This window comes from Paenibacillus sp. JNUCC 35 (assembly GCF_058269095.1).
In genome coordinates this window covers 3,788,045-3,809,594 of record NZ_CM177771.1, presented here as the reverse complement: position 1 = coordinate 3,809,594, position 21,550 = coordinate 3,788,045, and the positions used below count along the sequence as shown (strand labels likewise).

Below are 21,550 nucleotides of genomic sequence, written 5' to 3'. Positions count from 1 at the left end.
GGAGCTGAAGCAACATGGCAGGCAATGTAGCTGCAAATTTGAGCGGGCCTTCCTCGGAACCGGCGAAGCATATCACCGAGCCCAGGGCCGTCCAGTGGCTTCTGATCGGGGGAGCCCTGCTGTTCCTCGCCCTGCTTCTGGTGCTGCCGCTTGCGACGATTTTTATCCAGGCGTTCAAAAAAGGCACCGAAGTCTATCTGGCGGCTCTGACCCAGAAGGAGGCATGGGCGGCCATCCGGCTGACGCTGACGACAGCGGCGATTGCCGTTCCGCTGAACGTAGTGTTCGGCGTGGCGGCCGCCTGGGCAATCACGAAGTTTAAATTTCGCGGCAAGAACGTACTGGTTACGCTGATCGACCTTCCGTTCGCCATTTCGCCCGTCATTGCCGGTCTCATGTTTATCCTGCTGTTCGGGACGAAAGGCTGGTTCGGCCCGTGGCTGGCCGATCACGATCTCAAGATCGTGTTTGCCCTGCCGGGCATCGTGCTCGCGACCGTCTTCATCACCTTCCCGTTCGTTGCCAGAGAACTGATTCCGCTTATGCAGGCTCAGGGCACGCAGGAGGAAGAAGCGGCGGCCACACTCGGCGCCAAGGGCTGGCGCATTTTCTGGAAAGTGACCCTCCCCAACATCAAGTGGGGACTGCTGTACGGAATCATTTTATGTAATGCGAGAGCGATGGGGGAGTTCGGGGCCGTTTCGGTCGTTTCGGGCCATATCCGGGGCAAGACGAATACCGTTCCGCTCCATATCGAAATTTTATACAACGAATATCAATTTTCGGCTGCATTTGCGGTTGCTTCCCTGCTCGTCATGCTGGCCGTGCTGACGCTGATCGTGAAAAGTCTGGCCGAATGGAAGTTCCACCAGTCCAACCGTCAGCAAACCGATTCCGGCTTAAACCACATAACGGAGGGGAGCTAACCCATGCACATCAGTGTAAGAGGAATTCACAAGTCATTCGGCTCCTACGAAGCCGCCAAAAATATTTCGTTCGACATTGAGCAGGGCAAGCTGATTGGCCTTCTGGGCCCGAGCGGCGGAGGCAAAACGACGATACTCCGGATGCTAGCGGGACTGGAATCGCCTGATTCGGGAGAGATCCTGTTCCACGGCGAAAAGGTGAATGCCCTTATGCCGCAGGAACGCCATATCGGGTTTGTTTTCCAGAACTATGCGCTGTTCAAGCACATGTCCGTGTACGACAACATCGCTTTCGGCCTCCAGGTGCAGAAGCGCGGCAAAGCGGAGATCCGCACCCGCGTCCATGAGCTGCTGCAGCTGACCGGTCTGGCGGGGCTTGAGAAGCGGCTGCCGCATCAGCTTTCCGGCGGACAGCGCCAGCGGGTGGCTTTCGCCCGGGCGCTCGCTCCCGAGCCCCAGCTGCTCCTGCTGGATGAACCGTTCGCGGCCATTGACGCGAAAGTCCGCAAGGAGCTGCGCAGCTGGCTGCGGGAAATGATTTCCCGGGTCGGCATCACGACGATCTTCGTCACCCACGACCAGGAAGAAGCGGTCGAGGTAGCCGACGAAATCATGATCGTCAACAAAGGCCGGATCGAGCAGAAAGGCTCGCCGATCGACATTTACCGCGAACCGCTGACTCCGTTCGTCGCTTCCTTTATCGGCGAATCTTCACCGCTTGAGGAAGCCGGCTCCCTGATCGGGTTCGCCGATGCGGGCGACGCGTCCGCTATCGTCCGGCCCGAATTCGTGGAGATCGGGCTGCCCGGCGAAATCAGCCGCCAGACGGCAGCGGCGGAGGCCGTTGTCAGAAGCACCTATTTCCGCGGATCAAACTGGCAGGTCGAAGTGGAGAGCGGACCTTACCGACTGGTTGGTTACCGTTCGCTGGAATTGCCCCAGTTGGAAGCGGGGGACCATGTCCATGTTCTGGTCCACCGGCTGTACATCTTCGACGGCAATCAGACAAGAACCGTTGAAAATGCCTTAAAAAACGATCCCATGCCGGTTCATATCTGATCCGGACCTCACAGAAGCGCACTTGCAGAAAGGACTAGGGCTATGGAACATCACATCACAATCCCGAGCGGGGATTTGGAACTGGCAGCAACGCTGCACTATCCGACGGACGGGGAGGGCGCCGACTGCCGAGGAGGCGCGGGCAAATGGCCGGTTGTCATTATCTGCCACGGCTTTATCGGCAACCGGATCGGCGTCGACCGGCTGTTCGTCAAGACGGCGCGGGCTTTGAGCAGCCAGGGCTACATGGTGCTCCGCTTCGATTACGGCGGCTGCGGCGAAAGCACCGGCGATTACGGAGCGGGAGGACTCGATCCGATGATCGCCCAGACCCGCCGGGTGCTGGATTACGCGCTCAGCCTGGACTGCGTGGATCCCGGCAGCGTGACGCTGCTGGGCCACAGCCTGGGCGGTGCGGTCGCCCTGCTTACGGCCGCTTCCGACCACCGCGTGCGGACCCTGGTGATGTGGTCGGCCGTAGCCCACCCGCACAATGACATTGTACGAATTGTAGGCAAGGAAGCTTATCGCCAGCTGGAGCCGGACAAAGGCATCGACTATCAGGGGTACCTGCTTACCCCGGCTTTTTTCGACTCTCTCTCCAAGCATCAACCGTTCGAGCAGCTGCGCAAATTCGGGGGAGATGTTCTCATCGCACACGGCACGGCGGACGAAGACATACCAGTAGATTACGCCCCGCTTTATCAAAAAATGTTTTGGCTCCGGGCGGATGGACGCTGCGATCTGGAACTCATCTTCCAGGCCGACCATACGTTCTCGAACCGGGACGCCACCTTTACTTTAATAGGCAAAACGTCCGCTTGGCTGGTAGACCTGCAGAAGCGTAAAAAAGAATGGTACGATTGGATGATTTGAATCGAGGGTAGAGAGGATGAGAATTATGGCCAAACCTGTTGAACTGAATGAAGTCTGGATTGACCGGATCATTCAAAGCATTAACGGATTGGAGTACGGAACCGTTCAAATCATTATTCATGACGGCCGGGTCGCTCAAATCGAGCGGACGGAACGGAAACGTTTCGACAATGAAACGAAGCGGAGCGCGGTCGGCGCCGAAGCCAAGCTGCATATCGAGCGCAAAGCGAGCGAAGGCCGGGGATAGCCTCCTTTTTCCTGAATCCTGTACTTAATGAAGACCTGTTATCCATGAGGATAGCGGGTCTTTTTCGTCGAAATGGCTTGAAACGAACCTGTATGGGAAATAATGTTAGATATAGGGATCGGAAAAGGTGCGGCCATTCAAGGCACGAAATAAATTCAGCGTGAAGTCTATCTCAATCCATGATACAATTCTTGATTAGCGGCAAGGAAAGGACTGGAATTGATTGGACAAGGCAGAAGCATGGTTTAAATTAAAAGAACGCCAGACGACGATCGGGACGGAAGTGCTGGCGGGATGTACGACGTTTATGACGATGGCGTTCGTAGTGATCGTGAATCCCGGCATTTTAAGCGCATCGGGCATGGATTTTCATGCGGTTTTCATCGCAACGATCCTGACGACTATATTTTCGACGCTCATTATCGCACTGGCGGGCAACTACCCGATCGTCATAGCTCCAGGCATGGGCATCAATGCGTTCTTTGCCTTCGGCGTCGTCCAGGGAGCGGGGGTATCCTGGCAGGTCGCGCTGGGCTCCGTATTTTTGGCCGGACTTCTATTTATGCTGATTTCACTCAGCCGGCACGGCCGGTTGTTGATCGAATCCATTCCGGCCTCGTTAAAATATGCGATTACAGCCGGCACGGGATTGTTTATTTGTTTTGTAGGGCTGCAAAACGCGAAGCTGATCGTCGCTTCACCGGATACGCTCGTCACAATCGGAAGTCTGCACGAGCCGGCGGCTCTGCTGTCCGTTATCGGACTTGTGCTCACACTGGTCTTGATGTCATACCGCGTCCGTGCGGCGCTTTTTATCGGAATGCTGCTGACGGCCGCGATCGGCTGGCTGATGGGGCTGCTGATTTTACCGGATCACTGGTTCGCCTGGCCCGGAACGATGACGGGGACGTTAATGCAGATGGACGTGAAAGGCGTATTCGAGCAGGGACTGTTTGCCGTTACGTTTACGTTTCTGCTGATCTCGGTGTTCGATACGACCGGAACATTGGTCAGTCTGGCGGAGCAGGCGGGACTCATGAAAAACGGCGTTTTTCCCCGTTCCCGAAGCGCGCTGATGGCGAACGCTGCCGGCGTTACGGCCGGTGCCGTAATGGGGACAAGCCCGGTTACGACGCTGATCGAGTCGGGCTCGGGAATAGCCGCAGGGGGCCGGACGGGCTTAACGGCGGTCGTCACCTGCGCGCTGCTGGCCGCCACGTCGTTTTTGGCTCCCGTGGCGGAAACGCTGGCTAACCTGCCATCGGTCACGGCGCCCGCGCTGATTGTGGTCGGGTATTATATGATTACCGATCTGCTGCATATCGACTGGAAAGATTTCGAAGAATCTTTCCCGGCTTTTCTCGTTCTTGTTACGATGCCGCTGACGTACAGTGTATCGACGAGCATCGGAATCGGGTTTATTTTTTACATTGTGCTGAAGGCGGCCCGGGGACGGTTCAAGGAAATCCATCCTGTGCTTTACGTGTTCGCTGCGCTGTTTATTGTGCAGATCGGATTTTTCCACGGCTGATCCCCGTCCCGCTCAAACCGAAAAACAAGGGTGATCGGATGAAGGAAACACATTTTCATTTAAACGAAGAGACGGAGATGCCTGTCTTTGTTTACCGGTGGGAGCCGGAACGGGGCACTCCCCTTCGAGGCGTCGTACAGATCGCGCACGGCATGGCGGAACACGCGCTGCGCTACAAGCGGTTTGCGGAGAAGCTCACGGCCCGCGGTTATATCGTCTACGCCAGTGACCACAGGGGGCACGGAAAAACGGCCGCCCACAAGAACGACTTGGGATACCCGGGGCCGGACGGGTTCGCGGGGATGACGGACGATATGATCGATCTGGGCAGACGGATACACGAGGAACAGGGCGGGCTGCCTCTGTATCTGATCGGGCACAGCATGGGATCGTTCCTTTCCCAGAAAGTCATGTACCGGGCTCCGCAGCTTTATGAAGGCGTGGCCCTTCTCGGGACGAACGGACCGAAGGGCGCGATTTTGAAAGCGGGCATTCTGCTGGCGAAAATGCTCGTTTCCCGCAGCGGTGACCGCGCCCGCAGCAAGTTCCTGAGCCACACGGCGCTCGGCAGCTTTAACCGGCCTTTCCGCCCGAACCGGACGGAATTCGACTGGCTCAGCACGGACGAGGCGGAGGTCGATAAATTCGTGAAAGATCCGCTTTGCGGGTACATCTGCACAGCGGGATTTTTTAAAGACTTTTTTATCCATCTGTCCGATATTCATCTGAAACGTCATATGCGGAGCATTCCGAAGCACCTTCCGGTCCTGCTTCTGGCCGGTGATAAAGATCCCGTCGGCGGGCAGGGCAAGGGCGTGAGACGTCTTGCGGCCTTGTACGATAAACTGGGGCTGGAGCAGGTGGACTGCAAGCTGTATGAGAACAAACGTCACGAGATTTTGAACGAAGTGAACCGCGAAGAAGTGATGGAAGACGTGATAAGCTGGCTCGATACTTCCCGGGGCCTGATTAAAGAACCCGCTACATCCTGAGGAGCAGACCGGACCGCGAAAGCGGTCTGTTTTTTTAGTTGTCGGCCGTATAATCAGAGCTTAACAAAAATACCAAAAAAAGGTATTATGGAATCATCTAATCAGGGATGTGATCTTCATAATGGTTACCGGCACGGTGGTTGGTCTGCTTTTGTTGGGCTTCGTTGCGTGGAAGACTTATCAAGCCCGGCAGGCTTTTAAGAAGGTAGGCGTTGTGGTGGCTAAGGGACCGATGTATCTTCTCGAATTCTGGATTTTTGCCGCCGGTACGATTATTCTTTTTTGGATCTTCGGTAAGCTGAGTTTGTGGTTTGCCGCATTTTCCGGCTTTGTGTTCTATCTGGAATGGCTTAAACGTTTTTATTTGGGCGCGGAGGGGCTGAAGGCCGGGACGAAATTTTACGAGCGCAGCCGGCTGATCACGTACGAGGTCGCGGAAGGAAACGGCCCCGTGATCGATATTATCGTAGCGGGCGCGATGGACCCTGTCCGGCTGTCCTGCAAGGAGCGAGATTTTGCCATCCTGAAGGAGCAGATCGTCCGGTATTTCGAAGAGAAGCCGGACGGCCCTCAGACGGCGGACACGGGAAGAGGGAAGATTTCCGCGGTGTGAGATGGGGAAGCATGTAGCGGGAAAGCAGATATGAAAAAACGTCCTGCAGTTGACCGGTGAGAGTTCGGGGTCGCTGCAGGACGTTTTATTTTTTAACGGAAGGCCGTTGTTTTTCGCCTTAGGGTCAGTAAAGGCCGAGCGAGATGTATTTGATCTCCACGTACTCCTCGATTCCGTATTTGCCGCCTTCCCGGCCGAGGCCGCTTTCCTTCATGCCTCCGAACGGGGCTTGGGCGGAAGAAGGCAGGCCGTCGTTTACGCCGACGATGCCGTACTGGAGCCGTTCGGCGAGGCGGATGGCGTGATTGATGTTGGAAGTGAACACGTAGGACGCGAGCCCGAAAGGAGAATCGTTCGCCTGCCGGACGGCATCGTCCGGATCGGTAAATTCCACGATCGGCGCAACAGGTCCGAATGTTTCTTCCTTCATGATCAGCATAGAGCTATTTACGCCCGTAAGCAGAGTCGGCTCGAAAAAGTAGCCGGCACGCTCAGGCACTTCTTTCCGGCTGCCGCCCGTAATGACGGTTGCTCCGCGTTCCACGGCATCCGACACGTGCTTCTGAATCTTGTTCAGGCCGTCTTCGTCAATGACGGGACCGATTGCGGAGTCGGGGTCCATGCCGTCGCCGACCTTCAGGGCCCGGATTTTGTCCGCCAACAGGTTCTCGAACGCTGCGCGGATGCCCTTCTGGACGTAAATCCGGTTGGCGCATACGCAGGTTTGTCCGGCATTGCGGAACTTCGACAGCAAGGTCTGCTCGGCGGCCAGCTCTACGTCGGCATCGTCCAGCACGATCACCGGGGCGTGACCGCCCAGCTCCAGCGATATTTTCTTCATCGTATCGGCGGAAGCGCGCATGATGTGCTTGCCGACCTCCGTCGATCCGGTGAAGGTCACTTTCGCCACCCGAGAGTCCGCAAACAGCGTATCGCCGATCACGGAGGCTTCTCCGGTCACGATGTTGAGTACCCCGGCGGGTATTCCGGCTTCTTCGGCCAGCTTGGCCATGTACAGCGCCGTTAACGGCGTCTGCTCCGCGGGCTTGACGATGCAGGTGCAGCCTGCCGCGAGCGCCGGACCTACCTTGCGCGTAATCATGGCGGCGGGGAAATTCCAAGGCGTGATCGCGGCCACGACACCGACGGGCTGACGAAGGACAAACATCCGCTTGCCCGAGCTGGTTGCCGGGATGATGTCCCCGTAAAGCCGCTTGGCTTCCTCGGCATACCAGGATATGAAGCTGGCCGCGTAGGCGATTTCGCCTTTGGCTTCGGATAACGGCTTGCCCTGTTCGGCTGTCATCGTTCTGGCCAGGTCTTCCTGATGCCGCATCAGCAGGTGGTACCAGCGCATCAGCATATCGGAACGCTCGTAAGCGGATAAAGTGCTCCAGGATTGAAAAGCGGTATGAGCCGCTTCGATAGCGGCCTTCGTTTCGGCTTCTCCCGAATCCGGTACGGTCGCAATCTCGCTCAGAGTGGAAGGGTTAACGACCGAAATCGTCTTACCGTTGTCCGCTTCGATCCATTGGCCGTTCACGTAATTCAACCAGCGTTCGGAAGCGCTGCCGGAAGTTGTCGTAGTCATGAAGATCTCCTCCTTTTTGTTACGAAAAAAGCTTGCACAGTAAAAAAGGCGCAAAATCGCCTTTCTGAAAAGCGGCACATGGAGTGAATGCCGGGCAAATGAAAGCAGGCGGAGCCCGTAAAGCTTTTCGCTAACCGGTCTCCTTAATTTATTATACCCCTTCCCAAAGCCGATCGCACACCAGACCTCCTGCGGCTTTTTTTTCAGTGCTTTGGCGGGTTTGCGGCAGAGAGACAGCCCGTGGAAAATGCCTCTTCATCCCGAGAATGATTAGGGGAGTTTATCAACAGCGGCCGATCCTTTCCATATTACGGGTATCAGCGTCAGCTAAAACGGGTATCTATGAAAGGAGGCTTTTACCGCAAATCGGTAAGGCATCCGGCAGGACTAAGAGCAAATAAGCGGGGATTTATCGGAACTGTCAACACGCTTTTGTCACGAGAGACCGAATAAGATTGAACGGAAGGAAGGGTGAGATCATGACAGAACAACAACCATCCATGGAGAAAAATACGAAGCGGCGCACCGCTGGCGATTCTCTGGGTCAGGTTCAGCTCCCGGCCGATGCCTATTACGGAGCCCAGACTCAGCGCGCGGTGATGAATTTCCCGATCAGCGGATACCGACTGCCGAGGGAGTTTATTAAAGCCCAGGGCATTATTAAAGCGTCGGCCGCTGCCGTACATAAAGAACTGGGCGAACTGGACGGCGATATCGCAGATGCCATCCTGGCGGCGGCGGACGAAGTGATCGAAGGGCGCTGGGACAGCCAGTTTGTCGTCGACGCTTTTCAAGCCGGGGCCGGAACGTCGCAAAACATGAACGCCAACGAGGTGATCGCCAATGCTGCGCTTGAGAAACTGGGACTGGAACGCGACCGCAAGGACAAGATCCATCCCAATGATCATGTGAACAAAAGCCAGTCGACCAACGATACGATTCCGACGGCCATTTGCATTTCGGTGCACGAATCCGTGGAGCGGAAGCTCCTGCCCGCGCTGGATAAGCTGATCGGCGAACTCATGAACAAGTCGAGGGAGTTCCATTCGGTCGTAAAATCGGGCCGCACCCATTTGCAGGACGCGGTTCCGCTCCGCCTGGGACAGGAGTTCGAAGGTTACGCGGCCACGATCGGTCAGATGCGAAAACAGCTGGAGCAGGCCGCGGACGGCCTCCTGGAGCTGGGCATCGGCGGCAATGCCGTCGGCACGGGAGTGAACACCCATCCCGAATATGCCGCCAGGATGGTGGCGGAGATCGGCCGCCGCACGGGCACGCCTTACCGGCAGGCTCCGAGCCGGTTCGCCTTTATGCAGAACCCGTCGGCGGCTCTGCGCGTAAGCGGGCTTCTCCGGGATTTGGCTGTGCATCTGATCAAGCTGTCCAGCGATATCCGCCTGCTTAATTCCGGCCCGCAGACGGGCCTTGCCGAAATCCGGCTGCCTGCCGTGCAGCCCGGCTCTTCCATTATGCCGGGCAAGGTTAACCCGGTTCTGCCGGAGATGCTGTATATGGTCTGCTGCCAGGTCATCGGCAACGACACGGCCGTCCAGACGGCGATGATAGGCAGCCAGCTTGAAATCAACGTCATGATGCCGGTCATCGCCCACAATGTTTTGCAATCGGCGCACATTTTGAGCACCGCGGCGGAAGCGTTCTGCAAACGCTGCGTGAAAGGAATTGAAGCCGACGAGGAGCAGTGCCGCTACTGGATGGACCGCAGCTTGTCCCTGGTGACGATGCTGAATCCGGTTATCGGCTACGATAAAGCGGCTGAGATTGCGAAGGAGTCGCTGAAAACGCAGAAGCCGCTTCGTCAGCTTGTCGTCGAGAAGGGGATTCTAACCGAGGACGAGTGGGAGCGGATTGTCCAGAACAGTCTTTCCGAATAAAACGGAAGCCGCCCGCTTGGGAATTCAGACAGGTTGGCCGAAAAAAAATCCCGGCTCTTGCACGCAGGATCCTGCGCGAGCCGGGATTTTTTCTATGAAATAAATAGGGAACGGGGCGAGGGAAATCGTTTGTGTTCCTTGGCCGCCGGTTTCCGTCTTCATCCCGTGCGGTTCAAACGGTTTTTAGCGGCGTGAAGCGTACTTCTTGTAAGCCGTCGTACCGTACAGCTTTAAATGTAGTTTAGCCCTGCCGTATACGGGAAAGGGAGCGGGAAGACGGACCGAAGCTCTTCCTGCCACTGGGCAGGCGCAATCTCGACAGCGGCGTCCGGATTGAACAGCAGCTCCATCCAGTCGTCCACGCTCAGGAGAAGATCCGGCAGTCCGCGTAGCGTCAGCCGTACGCCGCCTTCTCCGGTTTCGCCTACGCCTAGCCGCTCACCGAGCCTGCTCCCGCTCTGTTCGTCCAGGTAGGGACGGAGCTGTTTCAGAAGAAGCTGCGCGTCCGTCACGAGAAGGGTGCCTTCATTCCGGCTTTCTTCCGATGGGAAACTTCGCAGGGCTTCGTGCAGTCCCGTTTCATAAAACGGGATCGCCGCCTGAAACTCGGCCAGCTCCAGCTGGGCGGTAAGACCGGCGAGGAGCCGGGCGGCCGCATCGGGTGCCCCGGCCCACTCGATCAGCCGGGGAAACCTCGTGGACGTCACGGCCGGATCCGGCACGGCCGCGACGATAAAGGCCGCGAGCTCACCGTCCTTCTCGGCGATCCACGTCTCGTGCCGCAGCTTCAGGCAGCTGGCGTAAGCACGCGCGTCGATCAGGCTGCCGAGATCCCACGGGCTCTGCTCGAAAGCCGAGCGGCGGGCGGCGGCCAGTCTGCTCATGGCCGGCAGGTCGCCCCGCTCGTACGGCCGCAATCGGTAGCCCCCTTCGGACTCGTCCGTCTGCAGGGCAGCACCGCCGCCCAGCGCATAGCGGCGGAGGGAGCCGAACGGCCGGCAGCCTGCGCGGGTGTAGAGGGAGCGGCCGCCGGAGACGAGCAGCAGGGAGCCGCCCGAACGCGCCACCTGCCCGCGGGCGGCGGCGAACAGTTCGCCGGCGATGCCTTTTCCGCGGCTTTCCGGGTGCGTGCACACGGAGCCCAGCGAGTAGACGGCAAGCCGTGCGGCACCGATGCGGATGACAGACGGGAGCAGGCCCATGAAGGCGACGAGCCGCCCGTTTTCGAAAGCTCCTACGGATTGGGAATGTAGAGCGGAGAAGAGGAACGGGAAACCTTCCGCCATCGAAATCTGCTCGGAATCCCGGAAAATCGAATCCGCCAAATCGGCGGCCTCCCGCATCTCTTCCTGGTTGACAAGCCGGATGTTCATGTAAATATTCATCCTTTCCGCCGTTTTTAACGGTTTTCTCTATTATAGAAAATGCCCGGCCGTAAAGGCAGGTAAAATTTACAAATTAGTCATAATTTCTAACCGGCCGCTAAGAAGCGGACTTGGCTGTCGAGACGCCGCGTTCAGCTTGTGAGGCTTTAACGCCGGATAAGAAGGAACCCTCTTTTTATTGTATAGCGAAAAAAAGGAAAATTAAGGTATAATAACCTCGGTATCCTCTTCATTTCATTAAAGTCGGATCGGAATTTAGGCAAGATTATGGTACGGGGAGAGCTGGGGATGAAACTGCGCTGGAGAGGGCTGGCATACGGCCTTGGAGCTGCTGTGATTGCAGGCGGGATTTGGTTGTTTACCTCGGATTACGAAGTGAGAAAAGAAGGGGCGGCCCGTAAAATAAGCGCGGAACAGGCGCCTTCTGCCGAAGCGATTATCGTGCTTGGAGCAAAAGTCCATCCGGACGGGCGGCTTTCGGATATGTTAAAGGACCGGATGATCACGGCCGCGGAGCTGTATGAGAGCGGAAAGGCGGACAAAATCCTCGTGTCCGGCGATCATGGAACACTCGGCTATAACGAAGTAGGGGCGATGAAAAATTTTCTGCTTGAGCGAGGGATTGCCGAAGAGCGCATTTTTATGGATCATGCCGGTTTTAATACGTATGAGTCCATGTACCGGGCCAAGGCTATTTTTCAGATCCGCAAAGCGATCGTCGTCACTCAAGATTATCATCTGGCGCGGGCGCTGTATGATGCGGAGGGACTCGGCGTTGAAGCGTACGGTGTGGCGGCAGATCGCCAGGAATACCGGGGCATGGCGAAATTCAAGGCCCGCGAAATGGCGGCGCGAAGCAAAGATTTCGCTTTGATCCGGTTCTTCAAACCGCAGCCGACTTACTTGGGGGAAGTGATTCCCATCACCGGTGACGGCCGGGCAACCAAAGATTCCTGGCTGATCGAGGAGCCGGTATGGCGGCCCAATGCCTGAGAATACGGTGAGGCACAGATATCGGCACCAACAGAAAAAGCGCCTCTTGAGGGCGCTTTTTTCAGTGAATCGTCCTGAACGTGGGGCTTGTGTCCATCGAGGCTGTATGTCCGGCAAGCGGATCTTGCGGCTCGAACCAGATGTGACGGTAATCGATATGGCCGAAGGCGTTCAGTCTTAGCCCGCGTACGCTTTTGTGGTAAGTGGTCTGCATTCTCCGGTGATAGAGGAAATGGATCGCGCTGTCTTCCGTGAGAAGGGATTCCAGCTTATCGAAAAGGTCCAGCCGCTTGCGGGGATCGGGTTCGGCAAGCAGTTTGCCCACTCTCCGGCTCAGCTCCGCGCGCAGCGGATCGTCGAACATGCGCCGGATCGACCCTTCCTCCTGCATGAACAGCTCCAGCAAAGAGAGCGTCTCGCTTTCGTCCAATACGACTTCATACAGAACGAGATCGGCCTCATCCATGACATCGGGTGTGAGGAATTCATCCCGCTCATGGAGCACCACCTTGATGTGGAGTCCGGCTTTGAGGCAGCGGTTTACGATCCAGTCGATGTCTTCGTACGTTTTGTATGAATCTTTGCAGTGGAGGGTCAGTTCAGTTCCGGCGTAGGCGGAGGAGAACGGAATACCGGCGCTTTCTTTCTCCTTCTCCTCCAGGTACGGGTTAGAGCCTATCTGCAGGCTTTTATCGGGCAAAAAGCTCGCGGCCGCAATGGCGCGGCTCTCTCCCAATTCTTCGACCATCGCGCAAGCTTGAATGACGGAACGCACGTATCGGCGGAGTCCGGCATCCTGCAAGGGGCCTTCCTTGCGGCGGTTGAACGAAAGAAGCGCACATCCCGAGGAAATGCATTCTACCGCCTGCCAGTCATGCTGGGGCTTGGAGCCGGGCGCATAAGGGGCGCGCTGGACCATATTGCAGGCGTCCGTCATCACCACCAGTTCCGGTGTATCGCGGAGCAGAATGTGCTCGACGACATCCAGGAACGGGCGTCCCAGGTAGTAGCGTTCGTTGGCGTGCAGCAGATACCCGTAGCCGGGTCGGATCTCCAGCCGGAAAGGACCGGTACCGACGGGGCAAGTGAAGTAGACCGCGGGGTCCGCTTCGCAAAGTTCCCGGGGCAGAACCGCCGCAGCCGGCGAGGTCAGACAGTGCGGGAAAAGCACGTGCGGTTTGTCCAGCACGAACTGGATGGCCATCCGGCTCAGAACGCGGATCTGCCGGACATCTTCAAGCATCCAGCGCTGGGGCGAGAACACCTCGGGACTCAGCAGCCTGCGGATGGAGTATGCGGCATCGGCCGCTTCCAGTTCCCGGCCGTGGTGAAAGAGCACGCCTTTGCGCAGGTAGAACGTCCAGATCGTGCACGTTTCATCCGATTCCCAGTGATGGGCGAGACTCGGCACGAAGTCGCCTGCGGCTCTGTCATACCGAACGATGGTATCGAATAACTGCCGGCTTAAATGGACATCATTGGCAAAGAGCAGGGCGGCCGGGTCGAACGTCCGGTAGGTTTTGTTAATGGGCAGCCTCAGCACGTCGGCGTCCTGCTCCGTGTCTTTCGCCTTGTATCCGAAATAGCGGGAGACATGCTGGAGAAGCTGTTCTTTCATTAAAGGCGTATCCGCATACTGGTGTATCCATTCGAAAGCGTGTTGATACTGTTCTTTCTCGGCAAATTCGGCCGTTTGCTTCATCAGCATTTCTTCCAGGGTATAATGGAAGTGGAGCTCGGATTTGTTCCCTCGGCCGCGGCCGGGAACCCAGGTGATCCAGCCGGCTTCGGACATTTTGCGGATCACGAGTTTGACGTTGCGCACCGTGCAGTGGAGCCGTTCGGCCAGTTCCTCCAGGGTGAGGGAGACGGGAAGCCCTTGCGGCACCGCGCTGTACGCTCGGCACAATTCGAGATAATGATGGGTAATCTGCATCCCGATCCCGCCTTTACATGAGAATTTTCTCCTGATTATACAAGAAGCGGGTAAGGAGCGAAAGCGAACAGGCTCAAAAATAAATTCGATTCCGGGAGGGTTTCCTTCATGAAAACAGAACCTGCCGGCAAAGCCGTTATTGTGACGGGAGCGGCCTCCGGCATCGGCCGCGTAATCGCGCGCCGCTATGCCGAGCGAGGAGCGGCCGTCGTCCTGGCGGATACGGACGAGGCCCGCGGAGATGACAACGCGCGGACGATCCGCGAAGGAGGCGGGGAAGCGCTGTTCGTTCCGGCGGATATGAGCCGGCCCGGCGACATCGTCCGCCTCATCGAGCAGGCAGCCGGGACGTACGGCCCGCTCGGCTGCCTGATCAACAACGCCGGCGTCTCCGAATGGAAGTCGCCGAACGACTTGACGGTGGAGGAGTGGGACCGCGTCCTCCACACGAATCTGCGCGGCACGTTCCTGTGCGCGCGGGAAGCGGCGAAGCGGATGCGTGAAACCGGAGGCGGCAGCATCGTGAACATCGCGTCCACGCGGGCGCTGATGTCGGAGCCGTCCTCGGAAGCGTACGCCGCTTCGAAGGGGGGAATCGCGGCGTTGACGCATGCGCTCGCGATATCGCTGGGCCCGGACGGCATCCGCGTGAACTGCATCAGCCCCGGCTGGATCGAGACCGGGGACTACGGGGCGCTGAAGCCGTCCGATCATAAGCAGCACCCTTCGGGCGGCGTCGGCACACCCGACGATGTCGCCAGGGCCTGCTTTTATTTGACGGATCCCGCGAACGACTTCGTTACCGGAGAGAATCTTGTCATTGACGGAGGCATGACCCGCAAAATGATGTATGAAGAATAGAAAGACCAGAGTTTTCTCGCTCCGGTCTTCGCTTTTTACCCAAATAATTGTAAACTAATAGAGAAGCGGACTTTATACTAAAGTAGAGGTGTTTTTCATCAAGATTCTTGTCCTATATCTTCTTGTCGTTAATCTTGTCGCATACGTCTGGATGGGCGCCGACAAACGCAGAGCGCGCAGCGGAGAATGGCGGGTACCGGAGAAGCGGTTGTTCCTGACGGCTCTTATCGGGGGGGCTCCCGGTATCTGGGCAGGCATGTATGCCTACAAGCACAAAACCAGACATTTCACGTTCAAATACGGAATTCCGCTGCTGCTGATCGTCAATGTGATCGTTTTCTGGAAGCTGTTCCGTTTTGTGGGGGAGTGAATTTTCATACCGGGGAGAGCCGGTTTAACGAGACTGGACTCCGTGTGAAGAATAATGAAGAAAAACTCCAATTGATGTGGTAGAATAAAAAAATACATAGAAACTGTTTCAAACGGGATTACACAGGTACAGTGACAGTCGTTAATCCGGGAAGCCTCATGAGGCACACCGGCGGAAGAGCAGGGAAGTAAGCCATCCGACTTGACTCCTTGAACCAAACACCCTATGATGGAAAGGCTGCCGTCCGCTGCTGCTCGCGGATGGCTTTATGCTGTGGACTTCAATCCCCGGCTCTCGGCGCGATGCGCCCTGATTTCGGCCGGAAACGCACATTCTTTTTAACGACCGGAGGAGATCGTGATGGACCATACATTTCTGATCGTCAAAGTGGCGGAACAGGAACAATTACATACGGTGATCCGAACCTTGAAACAACATATGCTGGCTCCTCTGCTGGCCTGGAAAACGCCCGGGAAGAGACACCGGTCCCATCTGATTCTGCGCGGGGATCTCGCCCGTTTGACGGAGGCCAAACTATTGCTGGGCGGATTGATGTCGGCTCAAAGCATCGAGATGGATTTTCAGGTGCTGATGCTCGCATCGTAGCGCATTTTCCGAGTTTCGCCCGTCCGGGATGAAGCCCCGTAAGGTTGTCAGTCCAAGAGCGGTATGCTAAGGTGGACATACATCCTTTTTTTGAAGGGGGCGCCAGACGGAATGAATCCCGATTTTATTTCCATCCAGATGACAGACGGCGAATTGAAATATTCCCATAAGAAAAATGGTCTGGGACTTACGGTCACGACGAAAGAACTCATCGTCCAGAAACCCCACGTCAATTACTATATCCCTTTGCAGGCGATTCTCAGCATCGTGCCGTTCGAAGCCGAAGGACGCACGCTGCTCACGTTGTCTTCCCGGAACGGAGGCGGGAGCGAGCTGACCTCGATGTCAGCGGGCCTTCCGCATTACAGGCTTAGCGTCAGCGGCGTAAGGCTTCATAACCGAAGCGGCATCTTTACGATGGGCGCGGTGGAATTCATCGTTCCGCTGCGCGACGAACTGCTGCTCACCGTCTCGCGTCTGAGCGGTCTTCACGCCGTCGAGTAAACGCCTCAAGCGCAAGCTCGTACGAGCCGGAGCACCGGGAAAAGCACATACAAAACCCCCGCAGAAGCCTTAAGGCCTTGAAACTGCGGGGGTTTTTGCATGGCTGGTCCCGGCGTTTGGAGCGTCCGTGCCTTGCCGGGCTAAAGCCGCCGTACGCCGTCTTCGGCGGAAGGTTCAGGCTCTGTCCGGCGAGGATTCGGGCCGGTAGCCGGCTTCCGCTTGCGCCTCCTCGCCCAAGCCATCGTCGTCTTCGATGGTTCCGGCTTCGTAAGACTGGAGGAACTGCTCTCTGGTCAGTTCCGTTCCTTCTGCGGATGCGGCTTCGGCATTACCCACAGAGGAACTCGGGGCACCCACTGCGAAATTGGGATCGTGATTGTCGGTCATAGGGAACATCTCCTTTAAAAAGACCTCCGCAGAGAGGCCGTGATGGGTTTTAGTATGTTCCGGGTCCGACCGGATTATAAAAAAGAAAAAACAGGCGGGACCTTAAAAAAACTTAAGTCCCGTCTGTTTTTCGTTTTCTTCCGCGCCTTTGAAAAATTGCTCGACCAGTTTGTCCAGACGCACGATCTGGTGACCGTAGTCGTAGATCCCGGAGGCGACCACAACGAGCCGGTGCAGGTCCCCGGTACTGCTGGAGGCGTCCGTAATGAGTCTCAGGAAGGCGTCGTTCTTGAGATCCATCGCTTCGAGCTTCTCGTAGGACTCGTTCTTGTATTTCTTCTCGAATTTCATAAGGACATACTCGTGGTATTGAGTAAGGGCTTCCAAATGCTCGTCGACGAACGCGTTCATGTTTGGAGTGCGCGATGCTTGGAAATAATGCTCTTCGACCAGCTGTAAAATATCCACGCCTTTGCGCAGGGTGTGAAGCATCTGCTTGTAGACGACAAGGCGCTTGGACTGGCTGTATTTCAGCCGCTTGAGTTTTTTCTGCTCTTCTTCGAAGAGCTTGTATTTCTCCTCCAGGCGGAACAGCGCGCCCACGACACCGTCTTTCGTTTCCTGAAAAACGGATTCTTTCATTTCATTGGAGATGACCGTCCTCTGAAGAGGCGATATCTGACTGAAGACCCCGTGAACTTCTTCCATAAACCGTTTCTGCCAATTAGGCGGGAAAAAAAGCACGTTAATGACGAAAGCGGACCCGACTCCGAGCGAGGTGAGCAGGAACCGGTTAACGGCGAACCACCAGTGGCCGCCGGAAGCATCCATCACGGCGATAACCGTTACGAGGGTGAGGCCGATGTTCGCTTCCATTTTCATTTTAAGACAAATCATGATGGCCAGAATACAAACGATCCCGATCGCGATCGGGTGCTTGGGAAAAAACGTACCGGCCACGAGAGCGAGCGCGGCTCCCAGTGTGTTGGTTTGCAGCTGATCGAGAAAATAACGCCAGGAGCGGTAAATGGACGGTTGCAGGGCGAAAATCGCGGCAACCGCGGCAATAACCGGGGCGGTCGTATGCAAAAGCATACTTAAGTACAAAGCTAGAGTGACGGCCATGCCCGTCTTTAACATTCTGGCTCCGAACGTCACATGCAGTAACTCCCTTCAGATGGTTCAAGATGACGAACTCATTATCGCATTGCAGGTGCGGCCGAGTCAATCGGCCGGGAAATTCCCGGCGGGACGGGCTATATAAGCGCCTTGGAAAATGGTAAATGTGCCTATGAAAGGTAAATGCTGTTAGTTTCACATACCCGCAGGAACGGTTATTGAAAAGGTGTAGAGGCTGGGAGGCGTATCATGGAGCTGCTGTTAATCGTCATCTATTTGGGGATCGTCCTGCTCGTTATCGAAATTTCGGCGGTTTTGATGATGCTCACCGGGCTTGACAACGAAATTGCCCGCTTTCAAGTCACTTCCCTGTTGACAGGCACGGGCTTCACCACACAGGAATCCGAGCTTATTATCCGGCATCCGGTTCGCAGGCGAATCGGTATTTTTTTGATTTTATTCGGCGTGTTCTCTCTTGCCGTCATCATTACGCTGGTGTCCAACCTGCTCGAAAAGCGGTTCAGGCTGCCGGAGCTGCTGGTCATAACGGGCATTCTGGCTTTTCTGCTGGTTATTTTAAAAGTAAAACCGATGCAAAAACGGCTGAGCAAAAAACTTCATGCGCCTCTGGAGGAAGATGAAGGCGTGGAGGAGCTGCCGGTAAGCGAACTGCTGTATAAGGACGAAGAAGACTGGATCATTGATATTCCCGTTATCGAAAATTCCGAGTACAAGCATTGTCCTATCGACGATCTGTGCACGGCCGATGAAGACATTAACCTGCTCTTTGTCCAGCGGGGGCCGTTAAGAATCCGGAGACGGAGCGAGAACTCCGATACCCGAATTGAAGCGGGCGATGTTCTGTACGTATACGGGAACAAAAAGCAGATCTCCGAAAAATTCAGCAAAGAATTGGAGCATCGGCACGAAAATCTGGTAGACGAAAATAAGACGGTCTCTCTCTTATAACGAAACTATTCCTTCTCCCATGCGTTAAATAAAATGGAAAACTCTAACAGATGGGAAGAGGGATGTAGGTGAACAACAAACGCGCGTCCCGCTTGCGTAAAGCGGGTATGCTTACGGTGGCCGGCTCTCTTGGAGTCGGTCTTCTATTGCCCGGAATGACAAATGCGGCGAATGACTCCGCTCCAGTGTACAGGTTTCAGGAGGACGCGAAAATCGTGTCCGGAAGCGGACCGGCCCCGTCGGCCGAATCCTCAGCCAGCGCCATGCTGGAGAAAGAGGCAAAGATTTCAAAGGAACAGGCGATCGGCAGACTGAGAGAATTATTTCCCGACCTGAAAAATGCGGAAGTATCGTCTGCGAGCCTAGGTGAGTCGACAGTTCGCTATCCCCCTGTTCCGAGGCTTGTATGGACCATATCCTGGTCCGTGACGAAGGGGAATTCCACTTCTTCCTTTCACAGTGTGGTGGATGCCTTGACAGGAGATGTTTGGTCGACTTCATTTCCCGGAGAATGGATTAAAGAGGAAGAGAGCTTTTATCCGCCGGCAGTCAACCAGGAGAAAGCTGCCCAAATCGCGCTGGAGCTCGTGAAAAAGGCGATTCCGTCCTTACAAAACGATACGCTGGAACCCTCTCTTTCCTACGGTTCGCAAAGCGCGCTTTTCGGTCCGGTCCTGTACGATTTTTCATTCAGACGCAAAGTGAACGGGCTGTTTGTCGATTTCGAAGGCATCAACGTTCAAGTGAGGGGGGACGGCCGGGTTACGGGGCTGAACGCCAGTTTGCACAAAAGCTCGTATCCTTCCCCGACTCCCAAAATAAGCGAGCGGGAAGCCGCCGCCAAATATAAGAAAGATTTTGCGGTCGACTTGCAATATGTGAGGCTTCAGAACGGATCGGGCCCAAAAGAATGGATACTCGGTTATGTGCGTAACCCGTTATTTTATGCCCCTGTCGACGCTCAAACCGGAGAGTATGTATTTGAAGGGCTGTATGCCGCGTACGGCACTTCGGCCTATGCGGATGTCCCGAGAACAGGAACTTCTTTCAAAGCGCATATGGGAGGACCGTTAAGTTCGGAGCAAGCCGAAGAACTCGTAAAAGCGACGGGGTACGTTCCGGAGGGAAGCAAGCTTGCCCAGAAGTCCGAGCAGGAAGGCTGGCGTACGCCGGGGCAGCTCGTCTGGAGTCTGAACTGGAAGGATGAGAACGGACACGATACCCATGCGATTGTCGACACCCGGACGGGGCAAATCCTGGAACTGAGCGAGAACGGGATTTATCCGCCTTGGAACCAAAATCCGAATGTGAAGCCGCGAAGCATACCGACAGAATCCGCGGATGCGAGAGCGCTCCAATTGTTTGACGAACTCGTTCCACAGGCTTCTGAAAATTGGAAACTGGTGAAGAAGAACAGTGCGGTAAAGGACAACGTCTCATCTAAGAAAAACGAACCGTTTACGTACCAGTTTCAGCGGGTCTATAAGGGGATTCCCGTCCAGGATCAGCAGATTATCCTTCATTTGAACGGAGACGGAAGTCTCTACACCCTCCAGCTTCCATATGAGCAGGAAGCGATTGAAGAGGCTTTGAAGGCGGTGAAACCTGCTGCCGTTACGAAGGAAGAAGCGCTGAAGCGGCTTCAGGCTGACGGCCGGGTGAGCTTATCCTATACGATGAACGGAGCGTTTTACACGGGCGGCGACGATAAGGAAAGAAAACTGCTGCTTGTCTACCGGCAAGGTTCCGAGGTGGAGTCGGCCTGGCAGGTTCTCGATGCCGCGTCGGGTAAGCTGCGTGATTTGAGGCCGCTCCCGGCTGCCGCCAAGCCGTCCGAGGGGAAAGATATTACGGGACACTGGGCGCAAAAAGAGTTGGCCGAGCTCATCCGTCTCCAAGTTCTCGTTCCCGATGAGGGCGGTAATCTGAAGCCGGATGCCGTTCTTACTTACGGAGACTGGCTGGCGATGTTCGCCCGCGGAATCAGACCGGATTCGTATTACGGAGAGAGCTACCGGAAGGTTGAGGCACTTTATGCGGATGTGCAGCCGGGGAGTCCATACTACAGGACCGTCAATTTGCTGACGGATATCAACCGGTTGCAGCCGGACCCGGACAGAAAACTCGGCGTGGATGAGCCTTTGACGCGGGAGAAGCTGGCATCGGCGCTTGTGAACGAGCTCCGGTACGAGAAACTGTCGTCCTTGCTGGATAAGCCGCTCGGCAATCTTTCCGTCACAGATGAAGGCAGCGTCAAAAACAAAGCCGATGTTTTCCTCGTCATGAAGCTGGGCCTGCTGCAGGACATCGGAGGCGAATTCCGGCCGCAGGACGCAGTGACGCGGGCGCAGGCGGCCATCGTTCTGATGAGGATGGCGGGGCTTCAAGGCAAAACGGATCAGCCGATATCTTATTAAGCGGCGGTAGACCTGGGACCAAGACGAAGCAGATCCAGCCTTGCGAGATGAACGGAGCGCCGAAATGAGCGATAGGAGCGTAACCTGGCGCAGAGAGAGTGCGGCTCAGTCGTGACATTAACGAAGTCCTAAAGAGTAGTTGAAAAAAACGTTGTACGATACGCGAACTATGCGGAGTAAGCGGGGCCCATACAGTTCGGAAATAAGGTTAACATAACGGCATTGAATAAGCCCGGCCTGAATCATTCAGGCCGGGCTTATTGGGATGCGGATGTT

The 21,550-nt window shown here is 56.0% G+C and carries 20 protein-coding genes; 15 read left to right on the top strand and 5 right to left on the bottom strand.

Translation table 11 applies throughout. From position 1 onward, the window contains the following. The first annotated feature begins 14 nt into the window (after positions 1–14). From cysW to AC2TF6_RS16900, 7 genes are all read left to right on the top strand, one after another. Complete coding sequence (gene cysW / locus AC2TF6_RS16930) at positions 15–926, top strand: sulfate ABC transporter permease subunit CysW (RefSeq protein WP_009672465.1); 912 nt, start codon at positions 15–17, stop codon at positions 924–926. Positions 927–929: 3 nt separating this feature from the next. Beyond that, a complete protein-coding gene (locus AC2TF6_RS16925) occupies positions 930–1,985 on the top strand; it encodes a sulfate/molybdate ABC transporter ATP-binding protein (protein WP_491307756.1) in 1,056 nt (351 codons plus the stop codon). Positions 1,986–2,027: 42 nt separating this feature from the next. Beyond that, the gene (locus AC2TF6_RS16920; RefSeq protein ID WP_009672569.1) at positions 2,028–2,861 is read left to right on the top strand and encodes an alpha/beta hydrolase family protein; all 834 of its coding nucleotides are present in this window, start codon (positions 2,028–2,030) and stop codon (positions 2,859–2,861) included. 25 nt (positions 2,862–2,886) lie between these two features. Then, positions 2,887–3,108, top strand: coding sequence for a YezD family protein (locus AC2TF6_RS16915; RefSeq protein ID WP_491307755.1), 222 nt, complete (start codon positions 2,887–2,889; stop codon positions 3,106–3,108). Between the two features lie 223 nt (positions 3,109–3,331). After that, positions 3,332–4,639 (top strand): NCS2 family permease, encoded by a 1,308-nt coding sequence (locus AC2TF6_RS16910; RefSeq protein WP_491307754.1) that lies wholly within the window; start codon positions 3,332–3,334, stop codon positions 4,637–4,639. Positions 4,640–4,677: 38 nt separating this feature from the next. Continuing rightward, positions 4,678–5,631, top strand: a complete 954-nt coding sequence (locus AC2TF6_RS16905) for an alpha/beta fold hydrolase (protein ID WP_491307753.1) — start codon at positions 4,678–4,680, stop codon at positions 5,629–5,631. Between the two features lie 121 nt (positions 5,632–5,752). After that, the gene (locus AC2TF6_RS16900) at positions 5,753–6,244 is read left to right on the top strand and encodes a hypothetical protein (protein ID WP_491307752.1); all 492 of its coding nucleotides are present in this window, start codon (positions 5,753–5,755) and stop codon (positions 6,242–6,244) included. A 124-nt stretch (positions 6,245–6,368) separates the two neighbouring features. Here the strand turns inward: AC2TF6_RS16900 and AC2TF6_RS16895 are convergent, their stop codons facing one another. Next, positions 6,369–7,835: an NAD-dependent succinate-semialdehyde dehydrogenase gene (locus tag AC2TF6_RS16895; RefSeq protein WP_491307751.1), complete on the bottom strand. Its 1,467-nt coding sequence runs from the start codon at positions 7,833–7,835 to the stop codon at positions 6,369–6,371. Between the two features lie 479 nt (positions 7,836–8,314). Here AC2TF6_RS16895 and AC2TF6_RS16890 point away from each other — a divergent pair, with 479 nt between their 5' ends. Further along, complete coding sequence (locus AC2TF6_RS16890) at positions 8,315–9,727, top strand: class II fumarate hydratase (protein ID WP_491307750.1); 1,413 nt, start codon at positions 8,315–8,317, stop codon at positions 9,725–9,727. Positions 9,728–9,957: 230 nt separating this feature from the next. Here the strand turns inward: AC2TF6_RS16890 and AC2TF6_RS16885 are convergent, their stop codons facing one another. Further along, positions 9,958–11,100 (bottom strand): GNAT family N-acetyltransferase, encoded by a 1,143-nt coding sequence (locus AC2TF6_RS16885; protein ID WP_491307749.1) that lies wholly within the window; start codon positions 11,098–11,100, stop codon positions 9,958–9,960. A 300-nt stretch (positions 11,101–11,400) separates the two neighbouring features. On the opposite strand from AC2TF6_RS16885, the gene AC2TF6_RS16880 reads away from it, so the two are divergent. Then, entirely contained in the window at positions 11,401–12,105 is a 705-nt protein-coding gene (locus AC2TF6_RS16880; protein WP_491307748.1) for a SanA/YdcF family protein, read from the top strand. Between the two features lie 61 nt (positions 12,106–12,166). Here the strand turns inward: AC2TF6_RS16880 and AC2TF6_RS16875 are convergent, their stop codons facing one another. Then, positions 12,167–14,041 carry an ABC transporter substrate-binding protein gene (locus AC2TF6_RS16875; RefSeq protein ID WP_491307747.1) on the bottom strand — a complete coding sequence of 625 codons (1,875 nt, stop codon included), beginning with the start codon at positions 14,039–14,041 and terminating at the stop codon, positions 12,167–12,169. A 108-nt stretch (positions 14,042–14,149) separates the two neighbouring features. Between AC2TF6_RS16875 and AC2TF6_RS16870 the strand changes: the two genes are divergently transcribed. From AC2TF6_RS16870 to AC2TF6_RS16855, 4 genes are all read left to right on the top strand, one after another. After that, positions 14,150–14,902 (top strand): SDR family NAD(P)-dependent oxidoreductase, encoded by a 753-nt coding sequence (locus AC2TF6_RS16870; RefSeq protein WP_491307746.1) that lies wholly within the window; start codon positions 14,150–14,152, stop codon positions 14,900–14,902. An 88-nt stretch (positions 14,903–14,990) separates the two neighbouring features. Continuing rightward, positions 14,991–15,272, top strand: coding sequence for a DUF1294 domain-containing protein (locus tag AC2TF6_RS16865; protein WP_009672406.1), 282 nt, complete (start codon positions 14,991–14,993; stop codon positions 15,270–15,272). Positions 15,273–15,632: 360 nt separating this feature from the next. Further along, a complete protein-coding gene (locus tag AC2TF6_RS16860; RefSeq protein ID WP_009672463.1) occupies positions 15,633–15,878 on the top strand; it encodes a hypothetical protein in 246 nt (81 codons plus the stop codon). 111 nt (positions 15,879–15,989) lie between these two features. Next, positions 15,990–16,382, top strand: a complete 393-nt coding sequence (locus tag AC2TF6_RS16855; protein ID WP_491307745.1) for a hypothetical protein — start codon at positions 15,990–15,992, stop codon at positions 16,380–16,382. Positions 16,383–16,556: 174 nt separating this feature from the next. Here AC2TF6_RS16855 and AC2TF6_RS16850 read toward each other — a convergent pair whose 3' ends face one another. Both AC2TF6_RS16850 and AC2TF6_RS16845 read right to left on the bottom strand, forming a co-directional pair. Then, the gene (locus AC2TF6_RS16850; protein ID WP_491307744.1) at positions 16,557–16,769 is read right to left on the bottom strand and encodes a hypothetical protein; all 213 of its coding nucleotides are present in this window, start codon (positions 16,767–16,769) and stop codon (positions 16,557–16,559) included. A 102-nt stretch (positions 16,770–16,871) separates the two neighbouring features. Beyond that, positions 16,872–17,927, bottom strand: coding sequence for an FUSC family protein (locus AC2TF6_RS16845; protein ID WP_326052908.1), 1,056 nt, complete (start codon positions 17,925–17,927; stop codon positions 16,872–16,874). A 210-nt stretch (positions 17,928–18,137) separates the two neighbouring features. Here AC2TF6_RS16845 and AC2TF6_RS16840 point away from each other — a divergent pair, with 210 nt between their 5' ends. Continuing rightward, positions 18,138–18,857, top strand: a complete 720-nt coding sequence (locus AC2TF6_RS16840; protein ID WP_491307743.1) for a potassium transporter TrkA — start codon at positions 18,138–18,140, stop codon at positions 18,855–18,857. Positions 18,858–18,925: 68 nt separating this feature from the next. Then, positions 18,926–21,274: a YcdB/YcdC domain-containing protein gene (locus AC2TF6_RS16835; protein ID WP_491307742.1), complete on the top strand. Its 2,349-nt coding sequence runs from the start codon at positions 18,926–18,928 to the stop codon at positions 21,272–21,274. Positions 21,275–21,550: the final 276 nt, after the last annotated feature.